General features: G+C 63.3%; 25 protein-coding genes. 17 read left to right on the top strand and 8 right to left on the bottom strand.

The genetic code is table 11. The annotated features are described in order from the left end of the window. The first annotated feature begins 89 nt into the window (after window positions 1–89). Together ACFHWW_RS08645 and ACFHWW_RS08640 are read left to right on the top strand one after the other, a co-directional pair. Window positions 90–872 (top strand): sulfite exporter TauE/SafE family protein, encoded by a 783-nt coding sequence (locus tag ACFHWW_RS08645; RefSeq protein WP_018096804.1) that lies wholly within the window; start codon window positions 90–92, stop codon window positions 870–872. Window positions 873–950: 78 nt separating this feature from the next. Next, window positions 951–1211, top strand: a complete 261-nt coding sequence (locus ACFHWW_RS08640) for a helix-turn-helix transcriptional regulator (protein WP_100672955.1) — start codon at window positions 951–953, stop codon at window positions 1209–1211. 153 nt (window positions 1212–1364) lie between these two features. Here the strand turns inward: ACFHWW_RS08640 and ACFHWW_RS08635 are convergent, their stop codons facing one another. After that, window positions 1365–1538 (bottom strand): YdcH family protein, encoded by a 174-nt coding sequence (locus ACFHWW_RS08635; protein WP_003536026.1) that lies wholly within the window; start codon window positions 1536–1538, stop codon window positions 1365–1367. 211 nt (window positions 1539–1749) lie between these two features. Between ACFHWW_RS08635 and ACFHWW_RS08630 the strand changes: the two genes are divergently transcribed. The 5 genes from ACFHWW_RS08630 to ACFHWW_RS08610 all read left to right on the top strand — a co-directional run bounded on the left by ACFHWW_RS08630 (window position 1750) and on the right by ACFHWW_RS08610 (window position 4604). Next, window positions 1750–1953, top strand: a complete 204-nt coding sequence (locus tag ACFHWW_RS08630; protein WP_003536028.1) for a YdcH family protein — start codon at window positions 1750–1752, stop codon at window positions 1951–1953. Window position 1954: 1 nt separating this feature from the next. After that, the gene (gene purE / locus ACFHWW_RS08625) at window positions 1955–2467 is read left to right on the top strand and encodes a 5-(carboxyamino)imidazole ribonucleotide mutase (RefSeq protein ID WP_018096802.1); all 513 of its coding nucleotides are present in this window, start codon (window positions 1955–1957) and stop codon (window positions 2465–2467) included. After that, complete coding sequence (locus ACFHWW_RS08620) at window positions 2464–3513, top strand: 5-(carboxyamino)imidazole ribonucleotide synthase (protein WP_379937994.1); 1050 nt, start codon at window positions 2464–2466, stop codon at window positions 3511–3513. Before purE ends, ACFHWW_RS08620 begins: the two co-directional genes overlap by 4 nt. A 174-nt stretch (window positions 3514–3687) precedes the next feature. Beyond that, window positions 3688–3813 carry a type B 50S ribosomal protein L36 gene (gene ykgO / locus ACFHWW_RS08615; RefSeq protein ID WP_010970191.1) on the top strand — a complete coding sequence of 42 codons (126 nt, stop codon included), beginning with the start codon at window positions 3688–3690 and terminating at the stop codon, window positions 3811–3813. 176 nt (window positions 3814–3989) lie between these two features. Beyond that, window positions 3990–4604: a hypothetical protein gene (locus ACFHWW_RS08610; protein ID WP_379937993.1), complete on the top strand. Its 615-nt coding sequence runs from the start codon at window positions 3990–3992 to the stop codon at window positions 4602–4604. A gap of 262 nt (window positions 4605–4866) precedes the next feature. Here the strand turns inward: ACFHWW_RS08610 and pyk are convergent, their stop codons facing one another. Both pyk and ACFHWW_RS08600 read right to left on the bottom strand, forming a co-directional pair. Next, window positions 4867–6306 (bottom strand): pyruvate kinase, encoded by a 1440-nt coding sequence (gene pyk, locus ACFHWW_RS08605; protein ID WP_275597367.1) that lies wholly within the window; start codon window positions 6304–6306, stop codon window positions 4867–4869. Continuing rightward, complete coding sequence (locus tag ACFHWW_RS08600; protein WP_379937992.1) at window positions 6306–6743, bottom strand: DUF1036 domain-containing protein; 438 nt, start codon at window positions 6741–6743, stop codon at window positions 6306–6308. Before ACFHWW_RS08600 ends, pyk begins: the two co-directional genes overlap by 1 nt. A 229-nt stretch (window positions 6744–6972) precedes the next feature. Here ACFHWW_RS08600 and ACFHWW_RS08595 point away from each other — a divergent pair, with 229 nt between their 5' ends. The 3 genes from ACFHWW_RS08595 to ACFHWW_RS08585 all read left to right on the top strand — a co-directional run bounded on the left by ACFHWW_RS08595 (window position 6973) and on the right by ACFHWW_RS08585 (window position 8472). Next, window positions 6973–7767: an N-formylglutamate amidohydrolase gene (locus tag ACFHWW_RS08595; RefSeq protein ID WP_379937991.1), complete on the top strand. Its 795-nt coding sequence runs from the start codon at window positions 6973–6975 to the stop codon at window positions 7765–7767. A gap of 19 nt (window positions 7768–7786) precedes the next feature. Then, window positions 7787–8092 carry a DUF1244 domain-containing protein gene (locus ACFHWW_RS08590; RefSeq protein WP_379937990.1) on the top strand — a complete coding sequence of 102 codons (306 nt, stop codon included), beginning with the start codon at window positions 7787–7789 and terminating at the stop codon, window positions 8090–8092. A 107-nt stretch (window positions 8093–8199) separates the two neighbouring features. Continuing rightward, a complete protein-coding gene (locus ACFHWW_RS08585; protein WP_018096796.1) occupies window positions 8200–8472 on the top strand; it encodes a DUF2312 domain-containing protein in 273 nt (90 codons plus the stop codon). Window positions 8473–8540: 68 nt separating this feature from the next. Here ACFHWW_RS08585 and ACFHWW_RS08580 read toward each other — a convergent pair whose 3' ends face one another. Both ACFHWW_RS08580 and ACFHWW_RS08575 read right to left on the bottom strand, forming a co-directional pair. Further along, window positions 8541–10364 carry a DUF882 domain-containing protein gene (locus ACFHWW_RS08580; RefSeq protein WP_324762320.1) on the bottom strand — a complete coding sequence of 608 codons (1824 nt, stop codon included), beginning with the start codon at window positions 10362–10364 and terminating at the stop codon, window positions 8541–8543. A 180-nt stretch (window positions 10365–10544) separates the two neighbouring features. Then, window positions 10545–12086: a sigma-54-dependent transcriptional regulator gene (locus ACFHWW_RS08575; RefSeq protein ID WP_379937989.1), complete on the bottom strand. Its 1542-nt coding sequence runs from the start codon at window positions 12084–12086 to the stop codon at window positions 10545–10547. A gap of 199 nt (window positions 12087–12285) precedes the next feature. Here ACFHWW_RS08575 and ACFHWW_RS08570 point away from each other — a divergent pair, with 199 nt between their 5' ends. Genes ACFHWW_RS08570 through ACFHWW_RS08560 form a run of 3 tightly spaced genes read left to right on the top strand, consistent with a single transcriptional unit; the run spans window position 12286 to window position 16013 of the window. Continuing rightward, entirely contained in the window at window positions 12286–14169 is a 1884-nt protein-coding gene (locus tag ACFHWW_RS08570; protein ID WP_379937988.1) for a M3 family oligoendopeptidase, read from the top strand. A gap of 54 nt (window positions 14170–14223) precedes the next feature. Continuing rightward, window positions 14224–15381, top strand: coding sequence for an aminodeoxychorismate synthase component I (locus ACFHWW_RS08565; protein WP_275597361.1), 1158 nt, complete (start codon window positions 14224–14226; stop codon window positions 15379–15381). Continuing rightward, window positions 15378–16013, top strand: a complete 636-nt coding sequence (locus ACFHWW_RS08560; protein ID WP_379937987.1) for an aminotransferase class IV family protein — start codon at window positions 15378–15380, stop codon at window positions 16011–16013. Before ACFHWW_RS08565 ends, ACFHWW_RS08560 begins: the two co-directional genes overlap by 4 nt. On the opposite strand, the gene ACFHWW_RS08555 is transcribed toward ACFHWW_RS08560, so the two are convergent. Continuing rightward, complete coding sequence (locus ACFHWW_RS08555) at window positions 15969–16919, bottom strand: sensor domain-containing diguanylate cyclase (RefSeq protein ID WP_164866789.1); 951 nt, start codon at window positions 16917–16919, stop codon at window positions 15969–15971. The two genes, ACFHWW_RS08560 and ACFHWW_RS08555, sit on opposite strands and share 45 nt — an antisense overlap. A gap of 390 nt (window positions 16920–17309) precedes the next feature. On the opposite strand from ACFHWW_RS08555, the gene ACFHWW_RS08550 reads away from it, so the two are divergent. From ACFHWW_RS08550 to hemH, 4 genes are all read left to right on the top strand, one after another. Then, the gene (locus ACFHWW_RS08550; protein WP_100672943.1) at window positions 17310–18761 is read left to right on the top strand and encodes a homospermidine synthase; all 1452 of its coding nucleotides are present in this window, start codon (window positions 17310–17312) and stop codon (window positions 18759–18761) included. 295 nt (window positions 18762–19056) lie between these two features. Then, the gene (omp10, locus tag ACFHWW_RS08545) at window positions 19057–19425 is read left to right on the top strand and encodes an outer membrane lipoprotein Omp10 (protein WP_003531074.1); all 369 of its coding nucleotides are present in this window, start codon (window positions 19057–19059) and stop codon (window positions 19423–19425) included. A 189-nt stretch (window positions 19426–19614) separates the two neighbouring features. Further along, window positions 19615–21567, top strand: coding sequence for a 5'-nucleotidase C-terminal domain-containing protein (locus ACFHWW_RS08540; RefSeq protein WP_379937986.1), 1953 nt, complete (start codon window positions 19615–19617; stop codon window positions 21565–21567). 124 nt (window positions 21568–21691) lie between these two features. Further along, complete coding sequence (gene hemH, locus ACFHWW_RS08535) at window positions 21692–22726, top strand: ferrochelatase (protein WP_379937985.1); 1035 nt, start codon at window positions 21692–21694, stop codon at window positions 22724–22726. A gap of 34 nt (window positions 22727–22760) precedes the next feature. Here the strand turns inward: hemH and ACFHWW_RS08530 are convergent, their stop codons facing one another. Further along, window positions 22761–23777: a glycerol-3-phosphate dehydrogenase gene (locus tag ACFHWW_RS08530; RefSeq protein ID WP_379937984.1), complete on the bottom strand. Its 1017-nt coding sequence runs from the start codon at window positions 23775–23777 to the stop codon at window positions 22761–22763. 19 nt (window positions 23778–23796) lie between these two features. Next, window positions 23797–25845, bottom strand: coding sequence for a bifunctional aldolase/short-chain dehydrogenase (locus tag ACFHWW_RS08525; RefSeq protein WP_379937982.1), 2049 nt, complete (start codon window positions 25843–25845; stop codon window positions 23797–23799). Between the last annotated feature and the right edge of the window lie 23 nt (window positions 25846–25868).

Below are 25868 nucleotides of genomic sequence, written 5' to 3'. Positions count from 1 at the left end.
TGGCGATCTCGCTTCGGGCCGGAAGCCGGCACTCGATTTCATTGCGGAAAACCGATAGACGGAGATGACAAAAGGATCAACCGCCGCCAATGCTTCCCGACATCGACTTCTATCTCGTTGCCGTTCCGGCCGTCGTGCTCGTTGGCCTGTCCAAGGGGGGCATGGGCGAGGCCCTGTCGCTGATGGGCGTCCCGATCCTGTCCATGGTCGTTTCGCCCGTACAGGCCGCGGCGCTGCTCCTGCCGATCCTCATCGCCATGGACATCGTTTCCCTTTTGATCTGGCGCAAGCACGGGGATCGGCAAACCCTTGTGATGCTCCTCCCGGGCGCCCTCGCCGGCATCGCGGTCGGCTGGGCCACGTCCGCCTATGTGCCCCGCGATGCGCTGAGGCTGATCATCGGGCTCATCACCGTCGTCTTCGTACTGCGCTATGTCTACACCCTGTGGCGCAGCCGCAATGGTCCGCCCATCCAGCCGAAACCGCAGCGCGCCGGTCCGGCAGCGCTCTGGGGCTCCTTCGCCGGCTACGGCAGCTTCGTCGCCCATGCCGGCGGTCCGCCCTTCCAGATATACGCACTGCCGCTGAAGCTCGCGCCGCGCGAATATACCGGCACCATCGTGCGCTTCTTCGCGACCCTCAATGCGGTGAAGCTCATCCCCTATTTCGCCCTTGGCCAACTCGATCTCAGCAATCTCAAGACCTCGGCAACCCTCTTCCCGCTGGCCATGGTCGCGACCGCCTGCGGCGCCTGGACCGTCCGGCGGATGAAGCCGCAGGTCTTTTATCCCTTCATGTACACGATGGCCTTCCTCGCCGGCTCGAAGCTCGTATGGGATGGGCTCCGGAGCATCGTATCGGGAGGAGTGTAGCGGGTGCTGCCGTGCGAAGCACATTTCGCACCGCACAATTTTCTTGCCGCTCCGGGGGAATTCGCCTAACGTCCGCGCATGACGATCGCGGACCCATTCGATGCCATTGCGGATCCGAACCGGCGCCATCTGCTGGAGGAACTCAGGCGCGCGCCAAGAACTGTCAACGAGCTCGCCGAAGGTCTGCCGATCAGCCGGCCCGCCGTCTCCCAGCATCTGAAAGCCCTGCTGGACTGCAGTCTGGTATCAGTTTCGACCAGCGGCACACGGCGGATATACGCGATCAACAAGCCGGGCTTCGACCGGCTCAACCTGTGGCTGGACCAATTCTGGTCCTGATGCATTCCGTTCGGCCGCGCAAAGCCGACCGGACCTTGGTCCGGTCAAGCAATGCAATCTATCTTTTCGGGATTGTTTTGACCCTATCGTTGCATCGCCTCTGCAGTTCCGCTTGGCGATGCGTCCCGATACAATCGGGAGTACCGTTCACGCTCAGTGCGTCGAGGAACGGAGTCTTTCGATTTCGTCCTTGATGCGCAGCTTCCGTCGCTTGAGTTCGCTGATCAGTTCGTCCTCGCAGGACGGAGAGTTCAGAGCCTCGTGTAGCTCCTCTTCAAGGACGCCATGTTTTTTCTCAAGCGTTGCAAGATGAGCCTCAATGGTCATTGGCAGTCCCTTCCCTTTAGCTTGCATCCGGCACGCAAATGCCGGATGTTCCATGGTTGAAACCTTTTTAATGTGCCATGCCATTTTTCATTTGTCGAAGGCGAAATGATGACGCCGGGTAACTTCCCGTCGCTAACCAAGATGTGGTAGAGCGACGCAGGAATTTCCGGATCGCGGATCGGCGAAGCCGGGCTTATGGGGATCGCTTTGCATGCCGGACCAGGACCAGGCCGAACTCAGACTGACTATCGCGCGCCTGAGGCAGGAACACGAAGACTACGACGCGGCAATCAACGCGATGATCCAGACGGGTTGCGACGCCTTGCGCGTCCAGCGCATGAAAAAGAAGAAACTGGCCATCAAGGACAAGATCACCAAGATCGAAGACCAGATCATTCCCGACATCATCGCCTGAAATGGATCGAGACGTGACCGATACTACGCCCCCGCCCGTCGCCATCATCATGGGAAGCCAGTCGGACTGGGAGACGATGAAGAACGCGGCCGACACGCTCGAGGCGCTCGACATCGCTTACGAAGCCCGGATCGTTTCCGCCCATCGCACGCCCGACCGCCTGGTCCGCTTCGCCAAGGGCGCGCGCGACGAGGGGTTCCAGGTGATCATCGCCGGCGCCGGCGGTGCGGCGCATCTTCCCGGCATGTGCGCGGCCATGACGCCGCTTCCGGTCTTCGGCGTCCCGGTCCAGTCGAGAGCGCTTTCCGGCCAGGACAGCCTGCTGTCGATCGTGCAGATGCCGGCCGGCATTCCGGTCGGCACGCTTGCGATCGGCAAGGCGGGCGCCATCAATGCGGCACTTCTGGCCGCCGCCGTGCTCGCGCTCGGTGACGAGGATCTTGCCGACCGTCTCGACGACTGGCGCGAACAGCAGACCGTATCGGTCGCGGAATATCCGGTAGACGAGGCATGAAGACCATTGGCATCATCGGTGGCGGCCAGCTTGGCCGCATGCTGGCCATGGCCGCTGCCCGCCTGAACTTCCGCACCGTGGTGCTCGAGCCGCAGCCGGACTGTCCGGCGGCGCAGGTGGCGAACGACCAGATCATTGCCGCCTATGATGATCCGCGCGCGTTGGACGAGCTTGCGCGGGTGGCGGATCTCATCACTTACGAATTCGAGAACGTCCCGGTCTCGGCCGCCGAGCAACTCGCCCGTTCGCGGCCGGTCTTCCCGCCGCCGAAGGCGTTGGAAGTCGCGCAGGACCGTCTCGTCGAGAAACGCTTCATCAACGGCTGCGGCATCGCCACCGCCGGATTCCATCCCGTCGACAGCCAGGCTGATCTGGAGGCCGCCCTTGCGGACTTCGGCGGGGCCGGCGTGCTCAAGACCCGCCGGCTCGGCTACGACGGCAAGGGCCAGCGCGTCTTCCGTTCCGCTGCCGACGATCCGGCCGGTGCCTATATGGCGCTCGGACAGGTCCCGCTGATCCTCGAAAGCTTCGTGCCGTTCGACCGGGAGATCTCGGTCATCGCCGCACGCGCGCCCGACGGCACCACCGCCTGTTTCGATCCTGCCGAAAATGTGCATCGCAACGGCATTCTCCACACATCGACCGTGCCCGCATCCGTCGGCGGGTCGACCACGGAGGCCGCCCGCAAGGCGGCAACCGCCATTCTCGACGCGCTCGGCTATGTCGGCGTCATCGGTGTCGAGTTCTTCGTTCTGGCCGACGGCGGCGTCGTCGCAAACGAGATCGCGCCGCGCGTACACAATTCCGGCCACTGGACGGAGGCCGCTTGCGTCGTTTCGCAGTTCGAGCAGCATATCCGCGCGATTGCAGGCCTGCCCCTCGGCGACCCGTCGCGCCATTCGGATTGCGTGATGCAGAACCTCGTCGGCGACGACATCGCCCGCGTTCCGGACCTGCTTGCCGAGCGCAATGTGCTCCTTCATCTCTACGGCAAGGCCGAGGCGCGGTCCGGCCGCAAGATGGGGCACTGCACCCGCCTGCTCTGACCGGGACGCCATGGAAGGCGGGGACAGGCGGCAAAATCCCCGTCATGCGGTTGACACGATTGGGGCGACACGGTATGTGCCTGCCTACTTGAACAGCGCGCTGAACGGCGCGCTTTTGATTGTTGGAATTACCGGGCGAATTTTCGTTCCCCGAAACCCTGCGGATCAGGAAAAATGAAGATCAAGAATTCGCTCAAGTCCCTGAAGACCCGTCACCGCGAAAACCGTCTGGTTCGTCGCAAGGGCCGCGTCTACATCATCAACAAGCTGAACCCGCGCTTCAAGGCACGCCAGGGCTGATGCTTGCTGCAGGCCGTGCCTGCAGCGCCGCGCGTCTTGGCGGATGCGCAAAGGTCGTAGCACTTGGCTTGCTGCACGTTTCCTGAATCGGCGGTGATTCAAGAAAAATCCGGAACACGGCGGCCTGCTCGCCGATTTCCCAAAATTGATTTGATCTTGTTTCATGGCGGGCTACGATGTCCGCCATGCGTGTTTTTATGAAGCTGATACTGGCATCTCTTGCCATGACCGCCGCCGCGATAGTGGCCGCCGCGCCGCTTAGTGCGGCAGAAACCTCGCCTCAGGCCGAGGTCGCTGCGCTTACCACTCCGAAAGAGCGTGTCGATGCCCTCTTCGCCGATCTCAAGAAGGAAGGCGATGAGGACAAGGCCCGGCAGGTGGCCGATCGCATCCGTCTCGAATGGCAGGATTCCGGTAGCGCGACCGTGAATCTCCTGATGCAATGGGCCAACAAGGCGATTGCCGATGAGAAGCAGTCGGCGGCGCTCGATCTTCTGGACCAGGCGCTTGCCCTCGCCCCCGACTATGTCGAAGGCTGGAACCGCCGCGCCACGCTGCACTACCAGATGGGCAACTTCCGAAAGTCGATGTCCGACATAAATCATGTCCTTGCCCTGGAGCCTCGCCATTTCGGCGCGCTCGCCGGCATGGCCACCATGCTCGAGGCCGCCGGGAAGGATGAACTTGCCATGCGCGCATGGCAGCAATTCCTCGACATCTACCCCTCCGACCGGAAGGCGCAGGAGCAACTCGGCGAACTCGCGGAAAAGCTTGCCGGCAGCCGCACGTGACCGGCACCTGAGGACGCGAGAATGCCCCTCGTCCGGCAGGCAGGCGCAAGGCGTCGCCACCGGCCGTCCGGAAGTGCGTTGGATTAAATGGTTAGAGCATTTCAGTGTTTCTATGAAACGTTGAAAGCTCTAAGACGCGCTGTGAACGTGGAGAGCGGACGAAGCCGGCGCCGAGAGCCCCTTCGCCCCGCTTGCGGGGAGAAGGTGCCGGCAGGCGGATGAGGGGCTGCGTCGAAATGCGCTCGATCGAGCAGGCGGCGACTCAGATGCCCGATTGGCCGTCCGAGCCGATATAGGCGATGCGCAGCATGTTGGTGGCGCCGGGGGTACCGAGCGGCACGCCCGCGGTAACGATGATTCGGTCTCCCGGCTTGCCGAAGCCTTCCGTCGAGACGATTCGACAGGCGCGGTTGACCATGTCGTCAAGATCGGTCGCATCCCCTGTGACGACGCAGTGCAGCCCCCACACCACGGAAAGCCGGCGAGCCGTCTGGACGATCGGCGAAAGTGCGATGACAGGCACCTGGGGACGCTCGCGCGCAGCGCGCAGCCCGGTGGTGCCGGAGGAGGTGTAGGTCACGATCGCGGCAAGCTTGAGCGTCTCGGCGATCTGGTGAGCGGCAAGCGAGATGGCGTCCGCGCCCGTTGCTTCCGGCGGCGTGCGCTGAGCGTAGATGATCCCCGGATAATGCGGATCGCGCTCGACGTTGCTGGCGATCGACGCCATGGTCGAAACCGCCTCGACAGGGTACTCGCCGGAGGCGGATTCGGCCGAAAGCATCACCGCATCGGCACCCTCGAACACGGCGGTCGCCACGTCCGACACTTCTGCGCGCGTCGGCACAGGCGAGGAGATCATCGATTCGAGCATCTGCGTGGCGACGACGACCGGCTTGCCCGCGCGCCGGCAGGCACGCGTCAGTTGTTTCTGAAGTCCGGGTACGGATTCGAGCGGCATTTCGACGCCGAGGTCCCCGCGTGCCACCATCAGCGCGTCCGAAAGCTCGATGATCTCGTCGATCCGCTCGATCGCCTGCGGCTTCTCGATCTTCGACATCAGTCCAACGCGGCCGCGGGCGATCTTGCGAACCTCGGCAAGATCCTCAGGGCGCTGGATGAAGGAAAGCGCCACCCAATCGACCTCTCCTGTCGCCAGCACGGCGTCGAGGTCGACGCGGTCCTTGTCGGTCAGCGCGCCGACGCCAAGCAGCGTATCGGGCAGGCTGACGCCCTTGCGATCCGAAATCCGCGTGCCGGAAACGACCGTGGTGACGATGCTCTTGCCATCGGACTTTTCGGCGCGCAGATGCAGCTTGCCATCGTCGATGAGCAAGCGATGGCCGGGCTTCACCGCTTCGAGGATCTCCGGATGCGGAAGATAGACGCGGCGGCTGTCGCCGGGCACATCGCGGTTGTCGAGCGTGAAGGTCTGGCCGATCTTGAGTTCGACCTTGCCTTCGGCGAACTTTCCGACGCGCAGCTTCGGCCCCTGCAGATCGGCGAGGATGCCGATCGGACGGCCGCAGCGCGCCTCGACCAAACGGATCCGTTCGATCAGCGTGCGCATGACTTCATGGCTTGCATGGCTCATGTTGATTCGGAACAGATCGGCCCCCGCCTCGTGCAGCTTCTGAATCATCTGCTCGTCGGCCGATGCCGGCCCGAGTGTCGCGAGGATTTTGACTTTCCTGTTCCGTCTCATCAATTCTGGCTTTCCTGCGTGCCGGGCGTGTCGGAAAGCTGAACCATCCAGCTTCCCTGCCGCCCCGTGTCGTATTCCTTGAATCCCATGCGCTGGAAGCCGCGGGCGAAGCAGTCCTGCACGCCGACGATCTTGAACTCGTTTTCGGCCACGCACATGTTGACGTCGCCGGTCCAACGGCCGCCCTTGGCCGCATCTTCCGCATAGAGATAATAATATCGGGACTGAAGTTCGCCTTGGATCAGCGTGGCGCAGGTGGTCGCCGGAACCTGCCACCAGCCTTCGGTCACCCAGCCTTCCTTGGCCCGATAACCGATCGCCACGCCGACCAGAGTCTGCGTTCCGTTGCAGACTCGAAAATCAGCGCGGGCATCGCCGGCAGAGAGAAATGAAGCGGAAATTGCTAAGAAAAACAGGAGGATGGATCCAAACGTCATCGACCCCGGCTTCACTCTGGAAAAAGGATATCTAGACACGGCTTCCTACGGAACTCCGTTTTGATTTGCGTGGCACTTTCTTGCGACGCCCAGCCTTGAAAGTCAACGCAACTCTAATCGATTATAATCGTCATTCCTGTGACGGAACGGCATAAGAGCTTCGCGTTTTTCTTGCGAATGGCAGCTTTGCGTGCAATCAGGTGGGTACCTTTAGCCTGGCAGGAGCCGAATGCACCATTACTCTCCTTACGAGATCACCGGGGGCGATCCGGCAAAGGGTCTCGTGCTGGTTGCCGACCATGCAATGAACCGGCTGCCGCCGGAATATGGCCGGCTCGGCCTGCCCGAAAGCGCCTTCGAGCGTCACATCGCCTACGATATCGGCATCGAACCGCTGACGCGGCAATTGTCGGACGCACTCGGCGCACCGGCCGTGCTCGGCTGTTTCTCGCGCCTCCTGATTGATCCGAATCGCGGCGAAGACGACCCCACCCTGATCATGAAGATTTCCGATGGCGCGATCGTTCCGGGCAACCACCCGATCTCGGACGAGGAGTGGCAGAACCGCATAAGGCGCTTTCACCGCCCCTACCACGAGGCCGTATCCGAAACCATCGCCCGGTCCGCCGCGGCCGGCGCAAGAGCGCCTCTCGTCATTTCCCTGCATTCCTTCACGCCCTTTTGGAAGGGCGTGGCACGCCCCTGGCATGCCTCGGTTCTCTGGGACAACGACCCGCGCGCCGTGTTTCCGCTGATCGAACGGCTGGAGGCCGCCGGCGACATCGTCGTCGGCAACAACGAGCCCTATGACGGCGCGCTGCGTGGCGATACCATGTACCGGCACTGCATGGCTCCCGGGATCGCGCATGCGCTGATAGAGGTCCGCCAGGATCTGATCGCCGATGCCGCGGGCGTCGCCGCCTGGGCGGAACGTCTGGCGCCCATCCTTGCGGCGCTCAACGGCCTGCCGGAGCTTCATGCCTACCAGCGACACCCGTCCCGCACGGGTGCTTACAGCGACTGAAGAAGAGGAGGCCACCCCGATGAGCGAAATCAGTCCGGAACAGCGCACCGCCTTCGAGGCCGCGGCTTTCCGCCGGCTGCTCGAACATCTGCGCGAACGCAGCGACGTCCAGAACATCGACTTGATGAACCTCGCCGGCTTCTGCCGCAATTGCCTGTCGAACTGGTATCGCGAGGCGGCGGAGGCCTCCGGCGTGCCGATGAGCAAGGAGGAGTCCCGGGAGATCGTCTACGGCATGCCCTATGAGGAATGGCGGGCGCAGAACCAGGCTGAGGCCTCGCCCGAACAGAAAGCCGCGTTCGAACGCAATCGCCCGAAGGAGTAAGACCTGCGCGGGAAATGCCTGTGTTGTTGCGCAATCGCCCTTGACCTCGGCGGCCGTTCACGGCAGTTCACAGCACCCGGAAAATTCATCCCCACAAGGAGACGACCATGTCGGATGCTCACGGCATTGCCCGCGACCAGCTTCGCGCTTTCATCGAACGGATCGAACGGCTGGAAGAAGAGAAGAAGACCATCGCCGACGACATCAAGGATGTCTATGGCGAGGCAAAATCGATGGGCTTCGATGCCAAGATCCTGCGCAAGGTGATTTCGATCCGCAAGCAGGACGCCGACGAGCGCATGGAACAGGAAGCGATCCTCGACACCTACCTCCAGGCGCTGGGCATGATCCCTGCCGCCGAATCCGAGGACGCGGCCTGACAACTCGGCAAAAAGCCCGCCGGCGGACTGACCTGGCGGGCTTTTATATTTAAGCGGCAATCGAAGGCTCAGTTTGTGCTGAACTTCTTCACTTCCATGAAGTTGACCGCGCTGCCGCTGAAGCGCGCCGTATCGACCGCTCCGCTATTGCTGGTGAAGCCGGCCGCATAAACGGTCGTCGGAGCGACGCGGAGCGACTTGCTGACGAAGCGCGGGGCCTTGACCGGCTTCGACAGGGTAGCCACACGGCCCGCCGAAAGTGCCCACTCGGAAATGATCTTCTGCGTCAGTTTCGGTTCCGTGCGCACGGAAGACCGGCTCTTCGCCTGGGCATCCTGCCTCTTGGGACGGGCGCCCTTCGAGGGAGCATCGGCCTCCGTGTCGAAGACGCTGTCGAAGATCGCCTCACGTGAAGCGGAACCCGACTGCGGCGCATAGGCCGCGACCTCGATCGCCGGAGAAAATGCAGGCGCCCGATCCTCGCTGGTCGGCGCTGCGAGGGCAACGCGCGTACCGGCGGCACTCGGCGGCTGCGCCGCGGAAGCGAGCGCAGGCCCATCCGCAGAAGCGGGAATGGTGACCTCGGCGTGAGCCACGGCCGCGAGCGCCTCTTCGCCGGCCGGACGCATTCCCGGCACCGGCACGAAGCCGAACTCCTGCGCCTGGCTGTCGGCGGAGGCGACGAGCGTCTCGTTGGCGATCAAGGCGTTCATGTCGCGACGGTCGAGCATTTGCGGAACCGGAACCTTGAGGGTGCTCAGATCCGCGAATTCCGAAGGCACGGCCGCCGTCTGCGGCATGGCAGCTGCCAGCGCCTCCTGGGCACTGTTCTTTTCCGGCGCGACGAGTGCAACCGCTACGCCGCCGTCAGCCGGAGTTTCCTTGAATGCCGGTCGCACGGCCGGCACCGGTGCGTTGATATCCTGCTGCCCGGCAGGCGCCGCAGTGGAACCTGCAACACCGGGAAGAGCATCCTGGGCCGCCGGCGCCGATGCGGTCTGAACCTTGGCCGGAGCTTCCTCTTCGGCGCCGCCGGCAGCAATTGCCGCGGGTTCTTCATCCTCGTCGCCGCCTCCGCCGAAGAGCGCGGCGAAGAGGTTGCGGCGCTTGCCGGTATCGCCCGGCCCCTTGGCGCCGCCGCCTGCGACCTGGATCGCCGATGCGCCGACGCGGCGCTTGTAATCGGCCACCGCCTGCTCATAGCCCGGCAGCGGCCTTCCGTCGGAGGGAATATGCATGGTCTTGCCGTCCGGGAAGAGCCGCGCGAGCTCGTTGCGCGTCATGCGCGGCCATGCGCGTACCCCGCCGACGTCCATATGGACGAAGGGCGAACCGGAAGTCGGGTAATAGCCGACGCCGCCGACCTGGAACTTCATGCCGATCTCGCGCAGCGCCTTGAGCTTCACGTCCGGTATATAGAAGTCCATCGCCTTGCCGAGCATGTGCTGGCTCTTCTTCGCCACGCCCTTCGACCGCGACCTCAGCATGCCGTTCGTGGCCGGCGAGCGATAGGCGGAAACGACGTGGATATAGTCGCGCGAACCGCTCTTCTGGTAGACTTCCCAGACGAGATCGAGCAGGCGCGGATCCATTTTGGTCGGCTCGTTCCGCCGCCAGTCGCGCAGGAAACGATTGATCTGCTGCAAACCCTTCTGATCGTAGCGACCGTTGCGCTTGAAGGTGATCTGCGCCTTTTCCTTGGTATGGATGAAATAGAGCTTGAGGGTGCGTGTCTGGCCGGCGGCCTCGACCGGAGGCGCCATCCCGGGTGTGACGAGGGAGCAAACCAGCGCGATGGACGCCAGGACCTGGGGCGCCTTTCGAGCGACCGCCGAGCAGAGTCTGCGCGCAAAGGAACCGACTGGTTCCTCCAAACCGAACAAATTTGGCATTCAATCCCCGTCCGACGGACAACCGTGCTTTGCTGTCTCAGATGACTGTCAAATAAGGTGACAGCATGGCAATTATGCCACAGTGTTCACCGCCCCTTATAATATAGTGAACAGTTTGCTAACAAGGTCTAAACGGCGGTGGACGATTTGCACGGCAAATGAGGTGTGAATGCGTCGATTTTATGCCGCCTCACGCAGGGGATTGTCGGGATCGATGCCGTAATCCTTGAGTTTGCGATAGAGAGTCGAGCGGCCGATTCCCAGTTTGCGCGCCACCTGGCTCATCTGGCCGCGGTAGAATTTCAGGGCAAAGCGAATCAGTTCCTCCTCGACCTCGGCGAGCTTCCTGACCTCGCCGCCCTCGCTGAGGCTGGCGATGGCGTTCTCCAGGCGGGCGTCCGGAGTCGTCTCGGCATGCGCCGGTTGTTCCCGCGCGCCAGCATCCGCCTGGGCAGCGGCGAGCTGAGCGGCAGCGGGACGACGTTCCGGGCCGGCTTCGCCCCAGGAGAGACCGCTGCGGTCGGCAACGATGTATCCCGGTATCTGGGTGGCGACCTGCGGAAAGTCCCTGACCGTGAGTTCGTGACCTTCGGCGAGGACGACCGCGCGGAAGATCGCGTTTTCAAGCTGGCGGATATTGCCCGGCCAGTCATAGGACGTCAGCAGCGCCATCGCGCCGCTCGATACCGTCAGCCTCTGATCCAGCCTCTGCTCGGCGGCGAAGCGCTCGACGAAGGCGCGTACGAGAACGGGGATATCCTCCTTGCGCCGGCGTAGCGCCGGAATGGTGATCGGGAAGACGTTCAGCCGATAGTAGAGATCTTCGCGGAACCGGCCCTCGCGAACCTCGGTGATGAGGTCCTTGTTGGTGGCCGAGATGAGGCGGACGTTCACCTTCTGCGTCTGACGCGCCCCGATCGTCTCGATCTCGCCCTGCTGGACGGCGCGCAACAGTTTGACTTGGACCTCTAGCGGAAGATCGCCGATCTCGTCGAGAAAGAGGGTGCCGCCATCGGCATCGACGAACTTGCCGCTGTGCTTTTCGCTTGCGCCCGTAAACGCTCCCTTCTCATGACCGAAGAGAATGCTCTCGACGAGGTTGAGGGGAATGGCGCCGCAATTGACGGTGACGAAAGGCTTCGCCGCCCGGTCGCTCGCCGCCTGGATGGCGCGGGCCACCATTTCCTTGCCGACGCCCGACTCGCCCTCGAGCACGATCGGAATGTTCGACTGGGCAGCGCGGCGCGCGAGATCGATGACGCGGATCATCGCCGGGCTTGCCGAGACGATATCGTCGAAACCGACTGCCCCGCCGCGCGGACGCCGTGCGGTTTTGACCTTGCCGTCGCGGCTCGCCATCTTCAGCGCGTTGCCCAAGGCGATCGACAGCCGCTCCGGCGAAACCGGCTTTACGAGAAAATCGAAGGCGCCGGCCTGCATCGCCTGGACCACCGTTTCGATGCCGCCCTGCCCTGTCTGAACGATGACCGGGATGTCGATGCCACGTTCGGCGAGCGCCTCGAGAAGGCCGTGCCCGTTCATTTCCGGCATCAGAAGATCGAGCAGGATGACGTTGATGATCCCGCCCTTGCGTTGCAGGAGTTCGAGCCCGCTGCGCCCGTTATCGGCTAGATGCGCGACATGGCCCAGCCGCTCGATCATGTTCGTCAACAGCCGCCGCTGCACCGGATCGTCGTCGATGACAAGAATATGAGATGTCACGAAAGCCTCCTGCTTGGGACACGCGGGGTACCTTTGGCCAGCATCATGTGCCAAATCATACCGGCCATTCGTCCCACAAACGGCTGAACATCCTGTTTTGAGAAATGCTTGCATTTTATCCATCGCGGGCGGTAGCAATGGGCGCCATGCCGTTGCCTCGCTTCAGGGTTAAGGCCTGTTCAAAACGAGAGAACCGACGATGAATTTTGCCTCGCCACGCCTCGCCGCCTCCGGGCAATCCCTCCTGCGCGCCTCGCTGGTGAATTCCGGGGCCGGACAGGCTTCAGCAGCGCCGACCGAACTCGGCGAGCTGCCGTCCTGGCGGCTCACGGACCTCTACCTCTCGCCCTCTTCCGAGGAATTCCGCTCGGACCTCGCGAAGGCGGAAACCGACGCGATCGCCTTCGAGGCGAAGTGGAAGGGCAAGCTCAAGGAGGCTGCCGGCCGAACCGGTGATCAGGGCATCGGCGCGGCCGTGAAGGAATTCGAGGCGCTGGACGACCTCATGGGCCGCATCGCCTCCTTTGCGGGGCTTACCTATTTTTCCGATACGTCCAATCCGGCGAACGGAAAGCTCTACGGAGACGTCCAGTCGAAGCTTACCGACATATCGGCGCATCTCCTGTTCTTCTCGCTGGAACTCAACCGCATCGACGACAAGGTGATCGACGCCGCCCTCGCGACCGACAGCCTTGCCGCCCACTATCGGCCCTGGATCCTCGACCTGCGCAAGGACAAGCCCTTCCAGCTCGACGACAGGCTGGAGCAGCTTTTCCTCGAAAAGTCCATGACCGGCGCAAACGCCTTCAACCGGCTCTTCGACGAGACGATCGCATCGCTGACCTTCTCGGTGGACGGCAAGGAGCAGCCGCTGGAAGTGACGCTCAACCTTCTGCAGGATCCTTCAGTCGAAGTGCGCAAGAAGGCCGCGCTTGCGCTCGCGGAAACCTTCAAAGCGAATATCCGCACCTTCACCCTCGTCACCAACACGCTTGCGAAGGACAAGGAAATCTCCGACCGCTGGCGCGGTTTCGAGGATATCGCCGACAGCCGCCATCTCGCCAACCGGGTGGAGCGTGAGGTCGTGGACGCTCTGGCCGCATCGGTGAAGGCCGCCTACCCCCGGCTCTCGCACCGCTATTATGCGATGAAGGCCAAGTGGCTCGGCATGGAGCAGATGGATTTCTGGGACCGGAACGCGCCTCTGCCGGAAACGCCGAACGCGCTTATTCCCTGGACCGAAGCAAGGGACACGGTCCTTTCCGCCTATCACGCCTTCGCCCCGGAAATGGCGGCGATCGCGCGGCGCTTCTTCGACGATAGCTGGATCGACGCGCCGGTCCGACCGGGCAAGGCGCCGGGCGCTTTCGCGCATCCGACCGTCCCTTCCGTGCACCCCTATGTGCTTGTCAACTACATGGGCAAGCCGCGCGACGTGATGACGCTCGCCCACGAGCTCGGGCATGGCGTCCATCAGGTCCTTGCCGGCGCCCAGGGCGCGCTGATGGCCTCAACGCCGCTGACGCTTGCGGAAACCGCATCCGTGTTCGGCGAGATGCTGACCTTCCGCGCGCTCCTCGACCGGACCAAGGACAAGCGCGAACGCAAGGCGATGCTTGCGCAGAAGGTCGAGGACATGATCAACACGGTCGTCCGGCAGATCGCCTTCTATGATTTCGAGCGCAAGGTGCATACGGCCCGCAAGGAAGGCGAACTGACGGCCGAGGACCTGGGCCGGATATGGCTGTCGGTGCAGAGCGAAAGCCTCGGCCCGGCGATCCGGCTTTCTGAGAGCTACGAGACCTACTGGGCCTATATCCCCCACTTCATCCATTCGCCCTTCTACGTCTATGCCTATGCCTTCGGCGATTGCCTGGTGAACTCCCTCTATGCCGTCTATCAGAACGCCGAGCGCGGCTTCCAGGAGAAATATTTCGAGATGCTGAAGGCGGGGGGAACGAAGCACCATTCCGAGCTTCTCGCGCCCTTCGGGCTCGACGCCACCGATCCGTCGTTCTGGGCACAGGGCCTGTCGATGATTGAAGGGCTCATCGACGAACTGGAGGCGCTTGATAAGGCGTGACCCGCTCGGGCCTTATCGGCCCCCGTCGGACCGAATTGACAGCGACCGACCTCGATGATCGAACACGCGCCCTATGTCCTCTTCCGGGACGACAGCGAGAACCGCACGACGGTTTTCGCCGAGCCTTTGCGCGTCATCACGGCACGGACGAGGGCTGAGTTCCACCGGGGCCTTGGCGAAATCGAGGCGGCCCATCGTGCCGGCAAATGGATCGCGGGCTTCATGGCCTACGAAGCGGGCCATCTTTTCGAGAAGAAACTGGCCCCCTTCGCGCCGGAGAACCGGGAAACGCCGCTGATGTCCTTCGGCGTCTTCGACGCGCCGGCAAAGGACCATCCGCTTGCGGTGCCGCAGCGGCGCATCGAAAACGAGCCCTTCCTCGCGGAGCCCCGCGCAGGCTGGGATTTTCCTGCTTATCGCCAGCGTTTCGAAAAGCTGCACCGGCACCTGCGCCAGGGCGATTGCTACCAGGCCAACCTGACCATGCCGATCCATGCGCGCTGGTCCGGCGATCCGCTTGCCGCATTCTGGTCGCTGATCGAGCGTCAGCCGGTGAAATACGGCGCGCTCGTCGCCCTCGACGGCCCGGTCCTGATCTCGCGCTCGCCGGAACTTTTCTTCCGGGTCGACGCCGACGGCTGGATCGAGACGCATCCGATGAAGGGCACGGCGCGGCGCGGCGCGAGCCCTGATGAGGATGACGCGATCATCGCGGCGATGCGCGCCGACGAGAAGACGCAAGCCGAGAACCGCATGATCGTCGACCTTCTGCGCAACGACATCTCCCGCGTGACCGAAGTCGGCACGCTCGACGTGCCGAAGCTCTTCGACATCGAGACCTATCCGACGGTCCACCAGATGGTGAGCCACGTCAGGGCGAAGCTTCTGCCCGAGATCGGCATCGCCGACATTTTCGCCGCGCTCTTTCCCTGCGGCTCCGTGACCGGCGCCCCGAAGATTCGGGCGATGGAAATTCTCCACGATCTGGAGTCCGGGCCGCGTGACGCCTATTGCGGCGCGATCGGCTACATCGCCCCGAACCGCACGATGCGCTTCAACGTCGCGATCCGCACCATATCGCTCTTTGCCGGGGGCCGGGCTGTGTTCAATGTCGGCGGCGGCATCGTCTTCGATTCCAGGGCCGAGGCAGAGTACGAGGAATGCCTGCTGAAGGCCCGCTTCGCCGTCGGCGATGCCGAGATCGCCCGATGACCGGTTTTTCCCTGATCGAGACGCTGCGCTACGAACCGGAGAATGGCTTTACGAGGCTGCGGCTGCATCTGGCGCGGCTAACGCGCTCCGCCAGGCGCCTCGGCTTTTCAGGTGCGGCCGCAGCCGAGGCGACGCTGGAGCGAGCCGTTTCGGGCGCGCGAGCGCCGCTGCGCGTGCGCCTCACGCTCGACCGCGACGGCAGCATCGACGTGACGACGGCGCCCTTCGTGCCGCTTGCCGACGGCGCGGCGTGGCGAGTGCGGATCGCCTCGACGCGGCTCGATTCCAGCGACCGCCTCCTCCGGATGAAGACCACGCGCCGGAGCCGCTACGAGGCGGCACGCAGCGAGTTTTCCACGGCCGAGGCCGACGAGGTCATCCTGCTCAATGAAAAGGGGGAAGTCTGTGAGGGGACGATAACTTCGGTCTTTCTCGATGACGGCAGCGGGTACTTGAAGACGCCGCCGATCGCCTGCGGCCTCCTCGCCGGCGTTCTGCGCACGGCGCTCATCTGCCAGCGGCGGGCACGGGTCGAGCGATTGGCTCCCGCCGACCTCGCAAGCGGCCGTCTTTACATCGGCAATTCCCTAAGGGGTCTGATCCGGGCTGAACTCACGGTCCGATCCGGGTAGCGTATGGCGCTTGACGCGATCGCGCCCTTCACGCTTGGCGATGTAAAGGGCATCGTCCGCGCGTGAATATATGTCCCTGACGCTGTCGCCCTCCCGATACTCCGCAAGTCCGACCGAACAGGTGTAGAAGAACTCCGGTATGTTCGAAAGCGGTCTGGCGTTGCGGACCCTGTCCAGCAGCCGATCGAGGATGAGGTTCGCTTCGCTGACGGTGGTGTCCGGCAGGATCAGCATGAACTCTTCGCCGCCGATCCGCCCGAAGCAATCGGAGCGCCGGACGAATTCCTGCATCTGCCGGGCGAAGTCGAGCAACACCTCATCACCGCGATGATGGCCATAGCGATCGTTGATCGCCTTGAAATAGTCGATGTCTATGATTGCCACGCACCCCCACATGTGCGGGTTCTCGGCGCAGTTGCGGATGAACTCGTTGAGCCTTTCCATCGTGTAGCGCCGGTTGGGCACGCTGGTGAGTTCGTCCACCTGTGAGGCCCTGAGCGCGAAATCCCGGTCCTGGCGAAGCTTGCGCTCCCCCGCCCGCACCTCCGTAATGTCGACGGCGATGCACAGCATCCAGCCTTTCTGGTCCACGGTCTCCGTCATCCAAAGCCAGCGGCCGTCGTGAAGGTCGGTCTCGACCGTGCGGAAAGGCACCTTCCCGCGCCGGTGGACCGTGGCGGCGATCCAGCCTTCGAGGTCGTCAGTCTTGAGAACGGTGCCCCTGCCCGCGGCATGATTGCGGCGCATGATCTCCGCCCAGGTCGGCGCTTCGCCCTCGCCGACGTGGTAGGCCGATCGAAAGGCTTCATTGGCGTAGCGCAGCCGATCCTGCGGATCATAGAGCGCGATGAGCACCGGCGTTGCGGCTTGCAAGCCCATCAGGGCCTTGAGGTGATCACCAGTCACGTTGGTCTGCTCCAGGAACTTCGGTCGCGATGCGAGGCAATGGGCTCTGTTGAAGCTATAGCACGATGCGCTTGCGGCAAGCTGCCCGCATTCGCGATGATTCCGGAATCGACCCGAAGTCGTGCCGGTGCGGCCGCGGCATCGCTGCCCCTGGAAGATAGCCGGTTAAGCAAAGTCGCAGGTGCCGCCTTGACGGGACCGCTCTTTATTGTGACAGGAAACTGTGCTCTACAGCGCCGCGCATCTATCCAGACGCACGAAAGTCCGCTGCACTCTATAGTTTGCCTGAGTGGTTCTGCCCGACATGCAGTCCTCACCAGGAATTCGAGGCTCGCTTCTTGCGCCCATCCAAGCATCGCACAGGGATGTTTTCTCAGGAGAAAGACAAAAATGGCAGACACCACCTATCCGGTTTATGGCGAGATCGCCGGCCCGATCGTGATGATCGGCTTCGGGTCGATCGGCCACGGCACCTTGCCGCTGATCGAGCGCCACTTCAAATACGACAAGAACCGGTTGATCGTGGTGGAGCCCCGTGAGGATGCCAAGGACGCGGAAATATTCGCGCGCCATGGCGTGCGGCACGTGCGGGCGGCCGTCACCAAGGACAACTACAAGGAACTGCTGAAGCCGCTCCTGACGGAAGGCGGTGGCCAGGGCTTCTGCGTCAATCTCTCTGTCGACACCTCGTCGCTCGACCTCATGAAGCTTTGCCGCAAGCTCGACGTCCTCTATGTCGATACGGTCGTCGAACCGTGGCTCGGCTTCTACTTCGATGCCGAAATGGACAATTCCGAGCGCACGAATTACGCCCTGCGCGAAACGGTACGCCGGGAGAAGGAAAAGAACCCGGGCGGCACCACGGCGGTTTCGACCTGCGGCGCCAATCCCGGCATGGTCTCCTGGTTCGTCAAGAAGGCCCTTCTCAATCTCGCCGACGATCTCGGCCTGAAATACGAAGAGCCGCATCAGGACGACCGGGAAGGCTGGGCGAAGCTGATGAAGAAAGCGGGCGTCAAGGGCATTCACATCGCCGAGCGCGACACCCAGCGCGCCAAGCACCCGAAACCGCTCAACGTGTTCTGGAACACCTGGTCGGTGGAAGGCTTCATTTCGGAAGGCCTGCAGCCGGCCGAGCTCGGCTGGGGCACCCACGAGAACTGGATGCCGAAAAACGCCAAGAAGCACAAGAAGGGCTGCAAGGCGGCGATCTACCTGGAGCAACCGGGTGCAAACACCCGCGTGCGCAGCTGGTGCCCGACGCCGGGCCCGCAATACGGCTTCCTGGTCACGCACAACGAAGCGATCTCGATCGCCGACTTCTTCACGGTCCGCGACAAGGACGGCGACGTTTCCTACCGCCCGACCTGCCATTACGCCTATCACCCGGCCAATGACGCCGTTCTCTCGCTGCACGAGATGTTCGGCAATGGCGGCACGGCGCAGCCGGAGCTGCACGTCCTCGACGAGCACGAGCTCGTGGACGGCGTCGACGAGCTCGGCGTGCTGCTCTACGGCCATGCCAGGAACGCCTACTGGTACGGCTCCCGCCTTTCGCTGGAAGAGACACGCCGCATCGCGCCCTATCAGAACGCCACCGGCCTGCAGGTCACGAGCGCCGTTCTTGCCGGCATGGTCTGGGCTTTGGAGAACCCGAAGGCCGGCATCGTCGAAGCCGACGAGATGGACTACAAGCGCTGCCTGGAAGTGCAGATGCCTTATCTCGGCCCTGTCGAAGGACATTACACCGAATGGACGCCGCTCGACGGGCGCCCGGGCCTTTTCCCGGAAGACATCGACACGAAGGACCCCTGGCAGTTCAGGAACATCCTCGTCCGCTGAGGATCACGCGACGAAGCACGCCCTATCGGCCCGGAGCAGTGCTCCGGGCCTTTTCTTTTCGAATGCCTAGCGCGGCGCGCGCATGCCCGCTCTTGCTTTCAACTCATGATCGCGGCATGTTTCGCGCACGCGTGTCTCAAAAGACGCACAACGGTCGTTGCGGTGCTGTGAGACGCCGCACAATTGTGCGTCGATCGGTTTCGATTCACGGAATTATGCGGTAGAGCGGGACAGGAAAGTATGAAGCGGTTTTGCGTTCGCATCCCGCTCAACTCGTGACGCGGGAGAAACGCCGATGAAGCCATTCGCCATCCTCACCCTCCTGGCAACTGCCGCCGCGCTGGCATCCTGTCAGTCTCAGCCTCGGGAACTCCGGCCAATGTCGTCGGCGCCGCAGGCGACGGGTGTCGAGGGTTCCTGGGTCGATCCGAACGGCATCGTCTCCACTTTCGCAGGCGGCACCTTCTCGACGCGCACGACCGACACCAACCAGCTTCTCGCCTCCGGCAACTATGTGAACGTCAGCCCGACGCTGGTGGAAATCAACATGACCTCGCTGGTGCGCAACACCCAGTCCAAGGTCAACTGTGCGCTGGCAACGCCGGCGCAGCTGAACTGCACGACGGACTCCGGCGCACAGTTCTCGCTGGCGCGCCGCGGCTGACACGGCGCCAGATGATGAACGAGGGCCCTGGACGGGCCCTTTTTCTTGCCGGGACGGCTTAACCTTGTCTGAAATCCGGCGGCGTCGGCATGCGTTTGCGGCTTGAAGTCGATCCCGACTGGTGAAAACATCCGCTGCAGCGCGGCGGGTCTTACCTGCGACTCGGCCGGCAGCACACAGGAGCACACCATGATCAGACACATGCGGACCGGCCTCGTTGCCGCTTCCCTTCTCGCGCTCTCTTCGGGCGCAGCTTTTGCCGATTATGAACTGAACATCCTGCACATCAACGACCTTCATTCGCGCATCGAATCGATCAACAAATTCGATTCGACCTGTTCGGCCGAGGAAGAGGGCAAGAACGAGTGCTTCGGAGGCGTCGCCCGCCTCAAGACGCTGATAGACCAGAAGCGCCAGGAACTGACGGGCAAGAACGTGCTCCTGCTCAACGCCGGCGACAATTTCCAGGGCTCGCTCTTCTTCACCACCTACAAGGGCACCGCGGAAGCGGAGTTCCTCAACCTGATGAAGTTCGACGCGATGACCGTCGGCAACCACGAATTCGACGAAGCCGAAGATGGCCTTGCCAGCTTCCTCGACAAGGTCACCTTCCCCGTCGTCACCGCCAATGTCCTGCCGAGTCACAAATCGAAGATCGGCGATCGGATCAAGCCGTCGATCGTTCTGGATGTCGGCGGCGAAAAGATCGGCATCGTCGGCGCGGTCGCAAATGACACGCCTGAGCTCTCCTCGGTCGGGCCGGATATTCTGATCGGCGAGGACGTGGCGACGATCACCAGCGCGATCGAAGAGATCAAGAAGCAGGGCGTCGACAAGATCATCGCGCTCACCCATGTCGGCTATCCGCGCGACCTCGCGGCGATCGCCAAGATCCCGGACGTCGACGTGGTGGTCGGCGGCCATTCCCACAGTCTGCTGTCCAACACCGACGAGAAGGCCGAGGGGCCATATCCCACCATGGTCGACAACCCCGGCGGCGACCAGGTGCCGGTGGTACAGGCCGGCTCCTACAGCAAATATCTCGGCGACCTCGTGGTGACGTTCGACGACAACGGCGTCGTCAAGGCCGCCAAGGGCGACCCGATCCTCGTCGATTCCTCCGTGAAGCCGGACGAGGCCGTGGCCGCACGGATCAAGGAACTCGCAAAGCCCATCGAAGAGTTGCGATCGAAAGTGATTGCCAAAACCGAGGCGCCGATCGACGGATCGCGCGAGACCTGCCGCGCCAAGGAGTGCGAGATGGGCAGTCTCGTGGCCGACGCGATGCTCGATCGCGTCAAGGGCCAGGGCGTGACGGTCGCCATCACCAACGGCGGCGGCTTGCGCGCTTCGATCGACGGCGGCGACGTGACGATGGGCGAAGTCATCACCGTCCTGCCTTTCCAGAACACGCTTTCCACCTTCCAGCTGAAGGGCTCCGACATCCGCGCAGCCCTTGAAAACGGCCTCAGCCAGGTCGAAGAAGGCGGCGGGCGCTTCCCGCAGGTCGCGGGCCTAAAATATTCCTTCGATCGTTCGAAGCCCGCCGGCAGCCGCCTCGTCAGGGTCGAGGTCAAGGAGGGTGACGCCTTCGCGGCACTCGATCCGGAAAAGACCTATTCGCTCGTCAGCAACAACTTCATGCGCGGCGGCGGCGACGGTTACGCCGTCTTCAAGGACAAGGGCGAGAATGCCTATGACTACGGTCCGGGCCTCGAAACCGTGCTCGCCGACTACCTCGCCGCCCACCAGCCCTTCAAGCCCTACACCGACGGCCGCATCACGGAAGTGGCTGCCGCAGCCCCGGAGGCCGCGCCCAGCGCTGCGCCGGAGCCGGAAGCCGCCGCACCGGAGCCGGAGGCCGCCACACCGGAGCCGGAGGCCGCCACACCGGAGACGGAGGCCGCCGCAAAGCCGGCGGAAAGCGAAGCGGCCACCACTGCCCCCGAGGCTTCGCCCCCGGCGGCAGCCGCTGCCGAAGGCCCACGCAAGCACGTCATAGCGCGCGGCGATACGCTGTGGGACCTGGCGGAATCCTTTTACGGCAGCGGCACCGAATGGCGGAAGATATCGGCCGCCAACGGGGATCCGGCGCCGCGAGCGCTTGAAATCGGCCGCGAGCTGGACATCCCGGCCGAGTAAGACGATTTGCCTCGACATTTGGGACCGGCGCGGGCTTTCCCGCGCCGGTTTTTCTTCTTAGAAGGCTTTGAAACTGCCGGCGCGACCACCACCTTGCAAAGGTGCGCGCCTCACGAGGACCGAAATGACCGCCATGGATGCCGAGCCGAACACCAATCACCCCGCCGTCAGCTACGGAAAGGTCGGCGTGCTCCTCGTCAATCTGGGCACGCCGGACGGCACCGACGTCGCTTCGATGCGCCGCTATCTGCGGGAGTTTCTGAGCGACCGCCGCGTGATCGAATGGTCGCGTCTCTTCTGGTACCCGATCCTCTACGGCATCGTGCTCAACACACGTCCGCGCAAGGTCGGCAAGGCCTACGAGCTCATCTGGAACAAGGAACTGAACGAAAGCTGGCTCAGAACCTATACGCGCAATCAGGCGGCACTGATGGCGGACGCCTTCGGCGGCCGGCCGCAGGTCGTCGTCGACTGGGCGATGCGCTATGGCCAGCCCTCCATCGCGTCGCGCATAGAGGCGCTGCAGAAAGCCGGATGCGAGCGGATTCTCGTCTTCCCGCTCTATCCGCAATATGCCGCCGCCACCACCGCCACCGTCAACGACAAGGCCTTCGAGGCCTTGCTCAAGATGCGCTGGCAGCCGGCGCTCAGAACCGTGCCGCCCTATCACGACGACCCGGTCTACATCGACGCCCTGGCCACCTCGATCACCAAGCATCTCGCGACGCTCGACTGGGAGCCGGAGCTGGTGCTCGCCTCGTTCCACGGGATCCCGAAAAGCTATTTCGAAAAGGGAGATCCCTATTATTGCCAGTGTCAGAAGACCGCACGCCTTCTGCGCGAAAAACTTGGCTGGCCGAAAGAAAAGCTGCAGGTGACCTTCCAGTCGCGATTCGGCCCCGAGGAGTGGCTGCAACCCTATACGGACGCCACCGTGGAACGGCTGGCCAAGGAGGGTGTGAAGAAGATCGCCGTCATCAATCCGGGCTTTGTTTCCGACTGTCTGGAGACGCTCGAAGAGATCGCCGGGCAGGCGGCCGAGAGCTTCCACCACAATGGCGGCGAAAAATTCGCCCATATCCCCTGCCTGAACGACAGCCCCGAGGGCATGGCGGTGCTCAACCACGTCGTGCGCCGCGAGCTGGAAGGTTGGTTGTAGAACAGCGCCATTCCCGACCGGGAATCGCCGCGACCTAAATCCTCCCGAAGTCGAAGGCGAATACGCCGTCCTCGACTATGGCGTTCGTAATGGCGGTTGCGAGAGGCAGAAGGGTAGCGGCATCGTCGATTTGCCGCAGCAACGAGCCGACCATTCTTGCGGTGTCGATGCCTTCGACCGTTTCGCCGCCGAGCTCGCCCGACATCACGTCCGCAACGGTTCGGCCAAGCCCGAGGCCGTGACCGAGCCGGCTGTTGCGTCCGCCGCCCACCGTCACGTGCAGATCGCCGATGCCGGCGCGGTCGAAGGCGGAAGCACGGTTGCCGCCGATCCGTTCGCAGAGCAAAGCCATTTCCTGAGCCGCCTGATTGAAGGCCGCCGCAGTCGGGTTTTTTGACTGGCCGTCGGCGCGTAGCCCGTCCGGATAGCGGGTCTGCATGGCGCTGACACCGATTGCGAAGAAATTCTTGAGCGCCGCGCAAGCCTCGACGCCGGTCACATCCTCACCCACCGCGAGCCGGTAATAAGGTGTCCGCATCAAGCCCGCGGCGAAGTCCGCGGCCGCCCTGTCACGGCTGGCATAGATGCTGGACGTCGGATAGCGGTTGGCAAGCTCGCGCGCGATACATGGCCCGCCGATGCCGATGAAGCTCTCCATATTGGCGATCCGCGGCGGCAGCGTCTCGGCATAGGTGACGATCCGCTCACCCTCGCGGTCGAGACCCTTCGTCACGAAGGCCACCGGCTTTTTCGAGCGCAGCAGGCCGCTCAGCCGGTCGGCCGCCCAGGCGACACCCGGGCTGCTGACGCCGACGACGATGAGATCCGCCGTCTCGGCATGTTCCGGCCGGAGTTCCTCGTCCGCGAGGATCGTTACCGTTTCGGCAAGCGTCGCGTCGAGCTTCGGGTGGATTTCACCCGCCTTCATCCTGGTGACAGGCAGCGTGTCGAGCGGCGTGCCGGCCAGCAGTACCCTGTGGCCGTTGTCGCTGGCAGGCACGGCCAGGGCAGTACCCATGACGCCTGCCCCTAAAACGAGGATCGTTGCCATATATGCCCCCCGCCGCTGTTCAGCGCATCATCGCGGCGACATTGCCGCCGTCGACGGTGACGACCGCGCCGGTGGAGGTCCGTGCCTTGGCCAGATGCACGAAGGCCGCCGCCACGTCGGCGCCTGTCACCTCGCGCCGAAGCATATTGCCTCGCATATAGTCCTCCGGCGTCACGCCCCGCGCCTTCGAGCGTTCCTCCACCATCTTGTCGGTCATGAGGCCGGTACGGATACGGTCTGCATTGACGGCGTTCGAGGTGATACCGGAGCCGCCGTGCTCGATCGCATATTGGCGCATCAGCGCCATCAGCGCCGCCTTTGAAGTCCCGTAGGGGCCGAAATCGGCGCCGGGATTCACCGCTTGCTTGGAGACGTTGAACACCAGCGCGCCGCCCGTTTTCTGCTGCTCCATGACGCGCACCACGGCACGCGCGACATAGTGATGGCTCCAGAAATTAAGGTCGAAGGCTCTGCGGAAGGTCGCCTCGTCGACGCCAAGCAGCTTGCCCTGGAAGGCGGCTCCGGCATTCGAGATCAGAATGTCGACACCGCCATAATGCGCCACGGCCTTGGCGACGGCTGCGTCTACCGCCTCCGGATTGGTCACGTCGCACAGCACCGGCAGCGCGCCAAGCTTTTTCGCAGCCGCCTTCAGCGCGTCCTCGGAAATGTCGAAGAGCGCGAGTTCGGCACCCTCCGCCTTCAGTGCCTCTGCCACCGCGAGGCCCAGCCCGCTTGCTGCGCCGGTAACGATCGCCACCTGTCGGGTCAAAGGCCTTTCCTGCACCTTTGCCAGCTTCACCTGCTCAAGCGACCAGTATTCGATGTCGAAGAGATCGGCCTCAGAGAGCGCCTCGAACGCCTCGATGCCCTCCGCTTTGGTGATGACGTCGATGGTTGCTTCCGCCACGTCCGCACCGACGATCGCATTCTTTCGCGCCGCGCCGGCGGCGAAGAGGCCGACGCCGGCGACATAAAACACCCGAGGCTTCGGGTCGAGCATGCGCTTGCCACCTCCGACACGGGCATTGTTGCGCTCGAAATAGTCCCTGTAGTCGGCCTCGAAGGCGGCAACCGCCGCCCGCGCCTGCTCTGCCCATTCGCCGAGCCTGTCCTTTTGCGGCGCCGGCAGTGCCACTCCGAAGCGTTTGATGTGGATCACGTGCTCCGGTGTCGCATTGCCGCGGCGCGTCAGGCTATCGACGTTTTCGGCGTTGCAGAATTCGAGGATCTTCTCGCCCGTACGGTGCTCCAGAACGAACCGCTTCGGCGTACCTTCGAGGCCCGTCTCGATCGCCAAAGCCCCGCGCAGGATCGGCGCAATCTCCGCGGCGGAGGCCAGGTTGTCGGGGAGGACGATGCCCGCGAACGGCTTCGCCCTGCCCTGGGAGAGACGCCGCTCGGCCTTGTCGATTTTGGCGATCATGTCCTCATAGGCCTCTCGTGGCTCGTCCGACCAGGTGAAGATGCCGTGCTTCAGCAGGATCATGCCGTCGCCCTTCGGGTTTGCCTTGAAGGCGGCATCGCAGGCCTTGGCCAGATCGAAGCCCGGCATCACATAGGGAACGATGATCGACTCGGGAAAGAGCTCTCGGATCAACTCTTCGCCATGCGGCTGATTGGTGAGCGAAACGATCGCATTCGCATGGGTGTGATCGATGTGCTTGAACGGAAGGATCGCATGCAGGATGGCTTCGACCGACGGGTTGGGCGAAGCTGGATCGATGAGCAGGCGGCGTTGGAGCATCACCATGTCGTCGTCGGAGAGCGTCTCGAAGCCGATCATCGCCTGCAGCGGCTGCAAGCGCACCGCCGGCAGTCCCTGCGGCTCGATCGTACCCATGTCCCATCCGCTGCCCTTGACGCAGAGTACCTCCACCTCGGTGCCGTCCATCTCTTTGAACGTGGTCTTGACCGATGTGTTTCCGCCGCCGTGCAATACCAATTCCGGATCGGAGCCCAGCAGCCGGGTCGTATAGGTGCGGACCGCAAGATCGCGATTGACGCCTTTGGCGGCATAGCCCTCTACGGTCGAAGTGAATTCGGAGTCCAACCAGCGCGATTTCATGACAGTTCCTTTCCTGGCCGGCA

The organism is Sinorhizobium sp. P24N7 (assembly GCF_042436655.1).
GTDB classification, from domain to species: domain Bacteria; phylum Pseudomonadota; class Alphaproteobacteria; order Rhizobiales; family Rhizobiaceae; genus Sinorhizobium; species Sinorhizobium meliloti_A.
Note: the sequence above shows the minus strand (reverse complement) of the source record. Positions and strands in the feature narration are given on the sequence as shown.

Coding starts and splice junctions, on each gene's coding strand:
- ACFHWW_RS08645 (WP_018096804.1), top strand. CDS start 90: ATGCTTCCCGACATCGACTTCTATCTCGTTGCCGTTCCGGCCGTCGTG.
- ACFHWW_RS08640 (WP_100672955.1), top strand. CDS start 951: ATGACGATCGCGGACCCATTCGATGCCATTGCGGATCCGAACCGGCGC.
- ACFHWW_RS08635 (WP_003536026.1), bottom strand. CDS start 1,538: ATGACCATTGAGGCTCATCTTGCAACGCTTGAGAAAAAACATGGCGTC.
- ACFHWW_RS08630 (WP_003536028.1), top strand. CDS start 1,750: ATGCCGGACCAGGACCAGGCCGAACTCAGACTGACTATCGCGCGCCTG.
- purE (WP_018096802.1), top strand. CDS start 1,955: ATGGATCGAGACGTGACCGATACTACGCCCCCGCCCGTCGCCATCATC.
- ACFHWW_RS08620 (WP_379937994.1), top strand. CDS start 2,464: ATGAAGACCATTGGCATCATCGGTGGCGGCCAGCTTGGCCGCATGCTG.
- ykgO (WP_010970191.1), top strand. CDS start 3,688: ATGAAGATCAAGAATTCGCTCAAGTCCCTGAAGACCCGTCACCGCGAA.
- ACFHWW_RS08610 (WP_379937993.1), top strand. CDS start 3,990: ATGTCCGCCATGCGTGTTTTTATGAAGCTGATACTGGCATCTCTTGCC.
- pyk (WP_275597367.1), bottom strand. CDS start 6,306: ATGAGACGGAACAGGAAAGTCAAAATCCTCGCGACACTCGGGCCGGCA.
- ACFHWW_RS08600 (WP_379937992.1), bottom strand. CDS start 6,743: ATGACGTTTGGATCCATCCTCCTGTTTTTCTTAGCAATTTCCGCTTCA.
- ACFHWW_RS08595 (WP_379937991.1), top strand. CDS start 6,973: ATGCACCATTACTCTCCTTACGAGATCACCGGGGGCGATCCGGCAAAG.
- ACFHWW_RS08590 (WP_379937990.1), top strand. CDS start 7,787: ATGAGCGAAATCAGTCCGGAACAGCGCACCGCCTTCGAGGCCGCGGCT.
- ACFHWW_RS08585 (WP_018096796.1), top strand. CDS start 8,200: ATGTCGGATGCTCACGGCATTGCCCGCGACCAGCTTCGCGCTTTCATC.
- ACFHWW_RS08580 (WP_324762320.1), bottom strand. CDS start 10,364: ATGCCAAATTTGTTCGGTTTGGAGGAACCAGTCGGTTCCTTTGCGCGC.
- ACFHWW_RS08570 (WP_379937988.1), top strand. CDS start 12,286: ATGAATTTTGCCTCGCCACGCCTCGCCGCCTCCGGGCAATCCCTCCTG.
- ACFHWW_RS08565 (WP_275597361.1), top strand. CDS start 14,224: ATGATCGAACACGCGCCCTATGTCCTCTTCCGGGACGACAGCGAGAAC.
- ACFHWW_RS08560 (WP_379937987.1), top strand. CDS start 15,378: ATGACCGGTTTTTCCCTGATCGAGACGCTGCGCTACGAACCGGAGAAT.
- ACFHWW_RS08550 (WP_100672943.1), top strand. CDS start 17,310: ATGGCAGACACCACCTATCCGGTTTATGGCGAGATCGCCGGCCCGATC.
- omp10 (WP_003531074.1), top strand. CDS start 19,057: ATGAAGCCATTCGCCATCCTCACCCTCCTGGCAACTGCCGCCGCGCTG.
- ACFHWW_RS08540 (WP_379937986.1), top strand. CDS start 19,615: ATGATCAGACACATGCGGACCGGCCTCGTTGCCGCTTCCCTTCTCGCG.
- hemH (WP_379937985.1), top strand. CDS start 21,692: ATGACCGCCATGGATGCCGAGCCGAACACCAATCACCCCGCCGTCAGC.
- ACFHWW_RS08530 (WP_379937984.1), bottom strand. CDS start 23,777: ATGGCAACGATCCTCGTTTTAGGGGCAGGCGTCATGGGTACTGCCCTG.
- ACFHWW_RS08525 (WP_379937982.1), bottom strand. CDS start 25,845: ATGAAATCGCGCTGGTTGGACTCCGAATTCACTTCGACCGTAGAGGGC.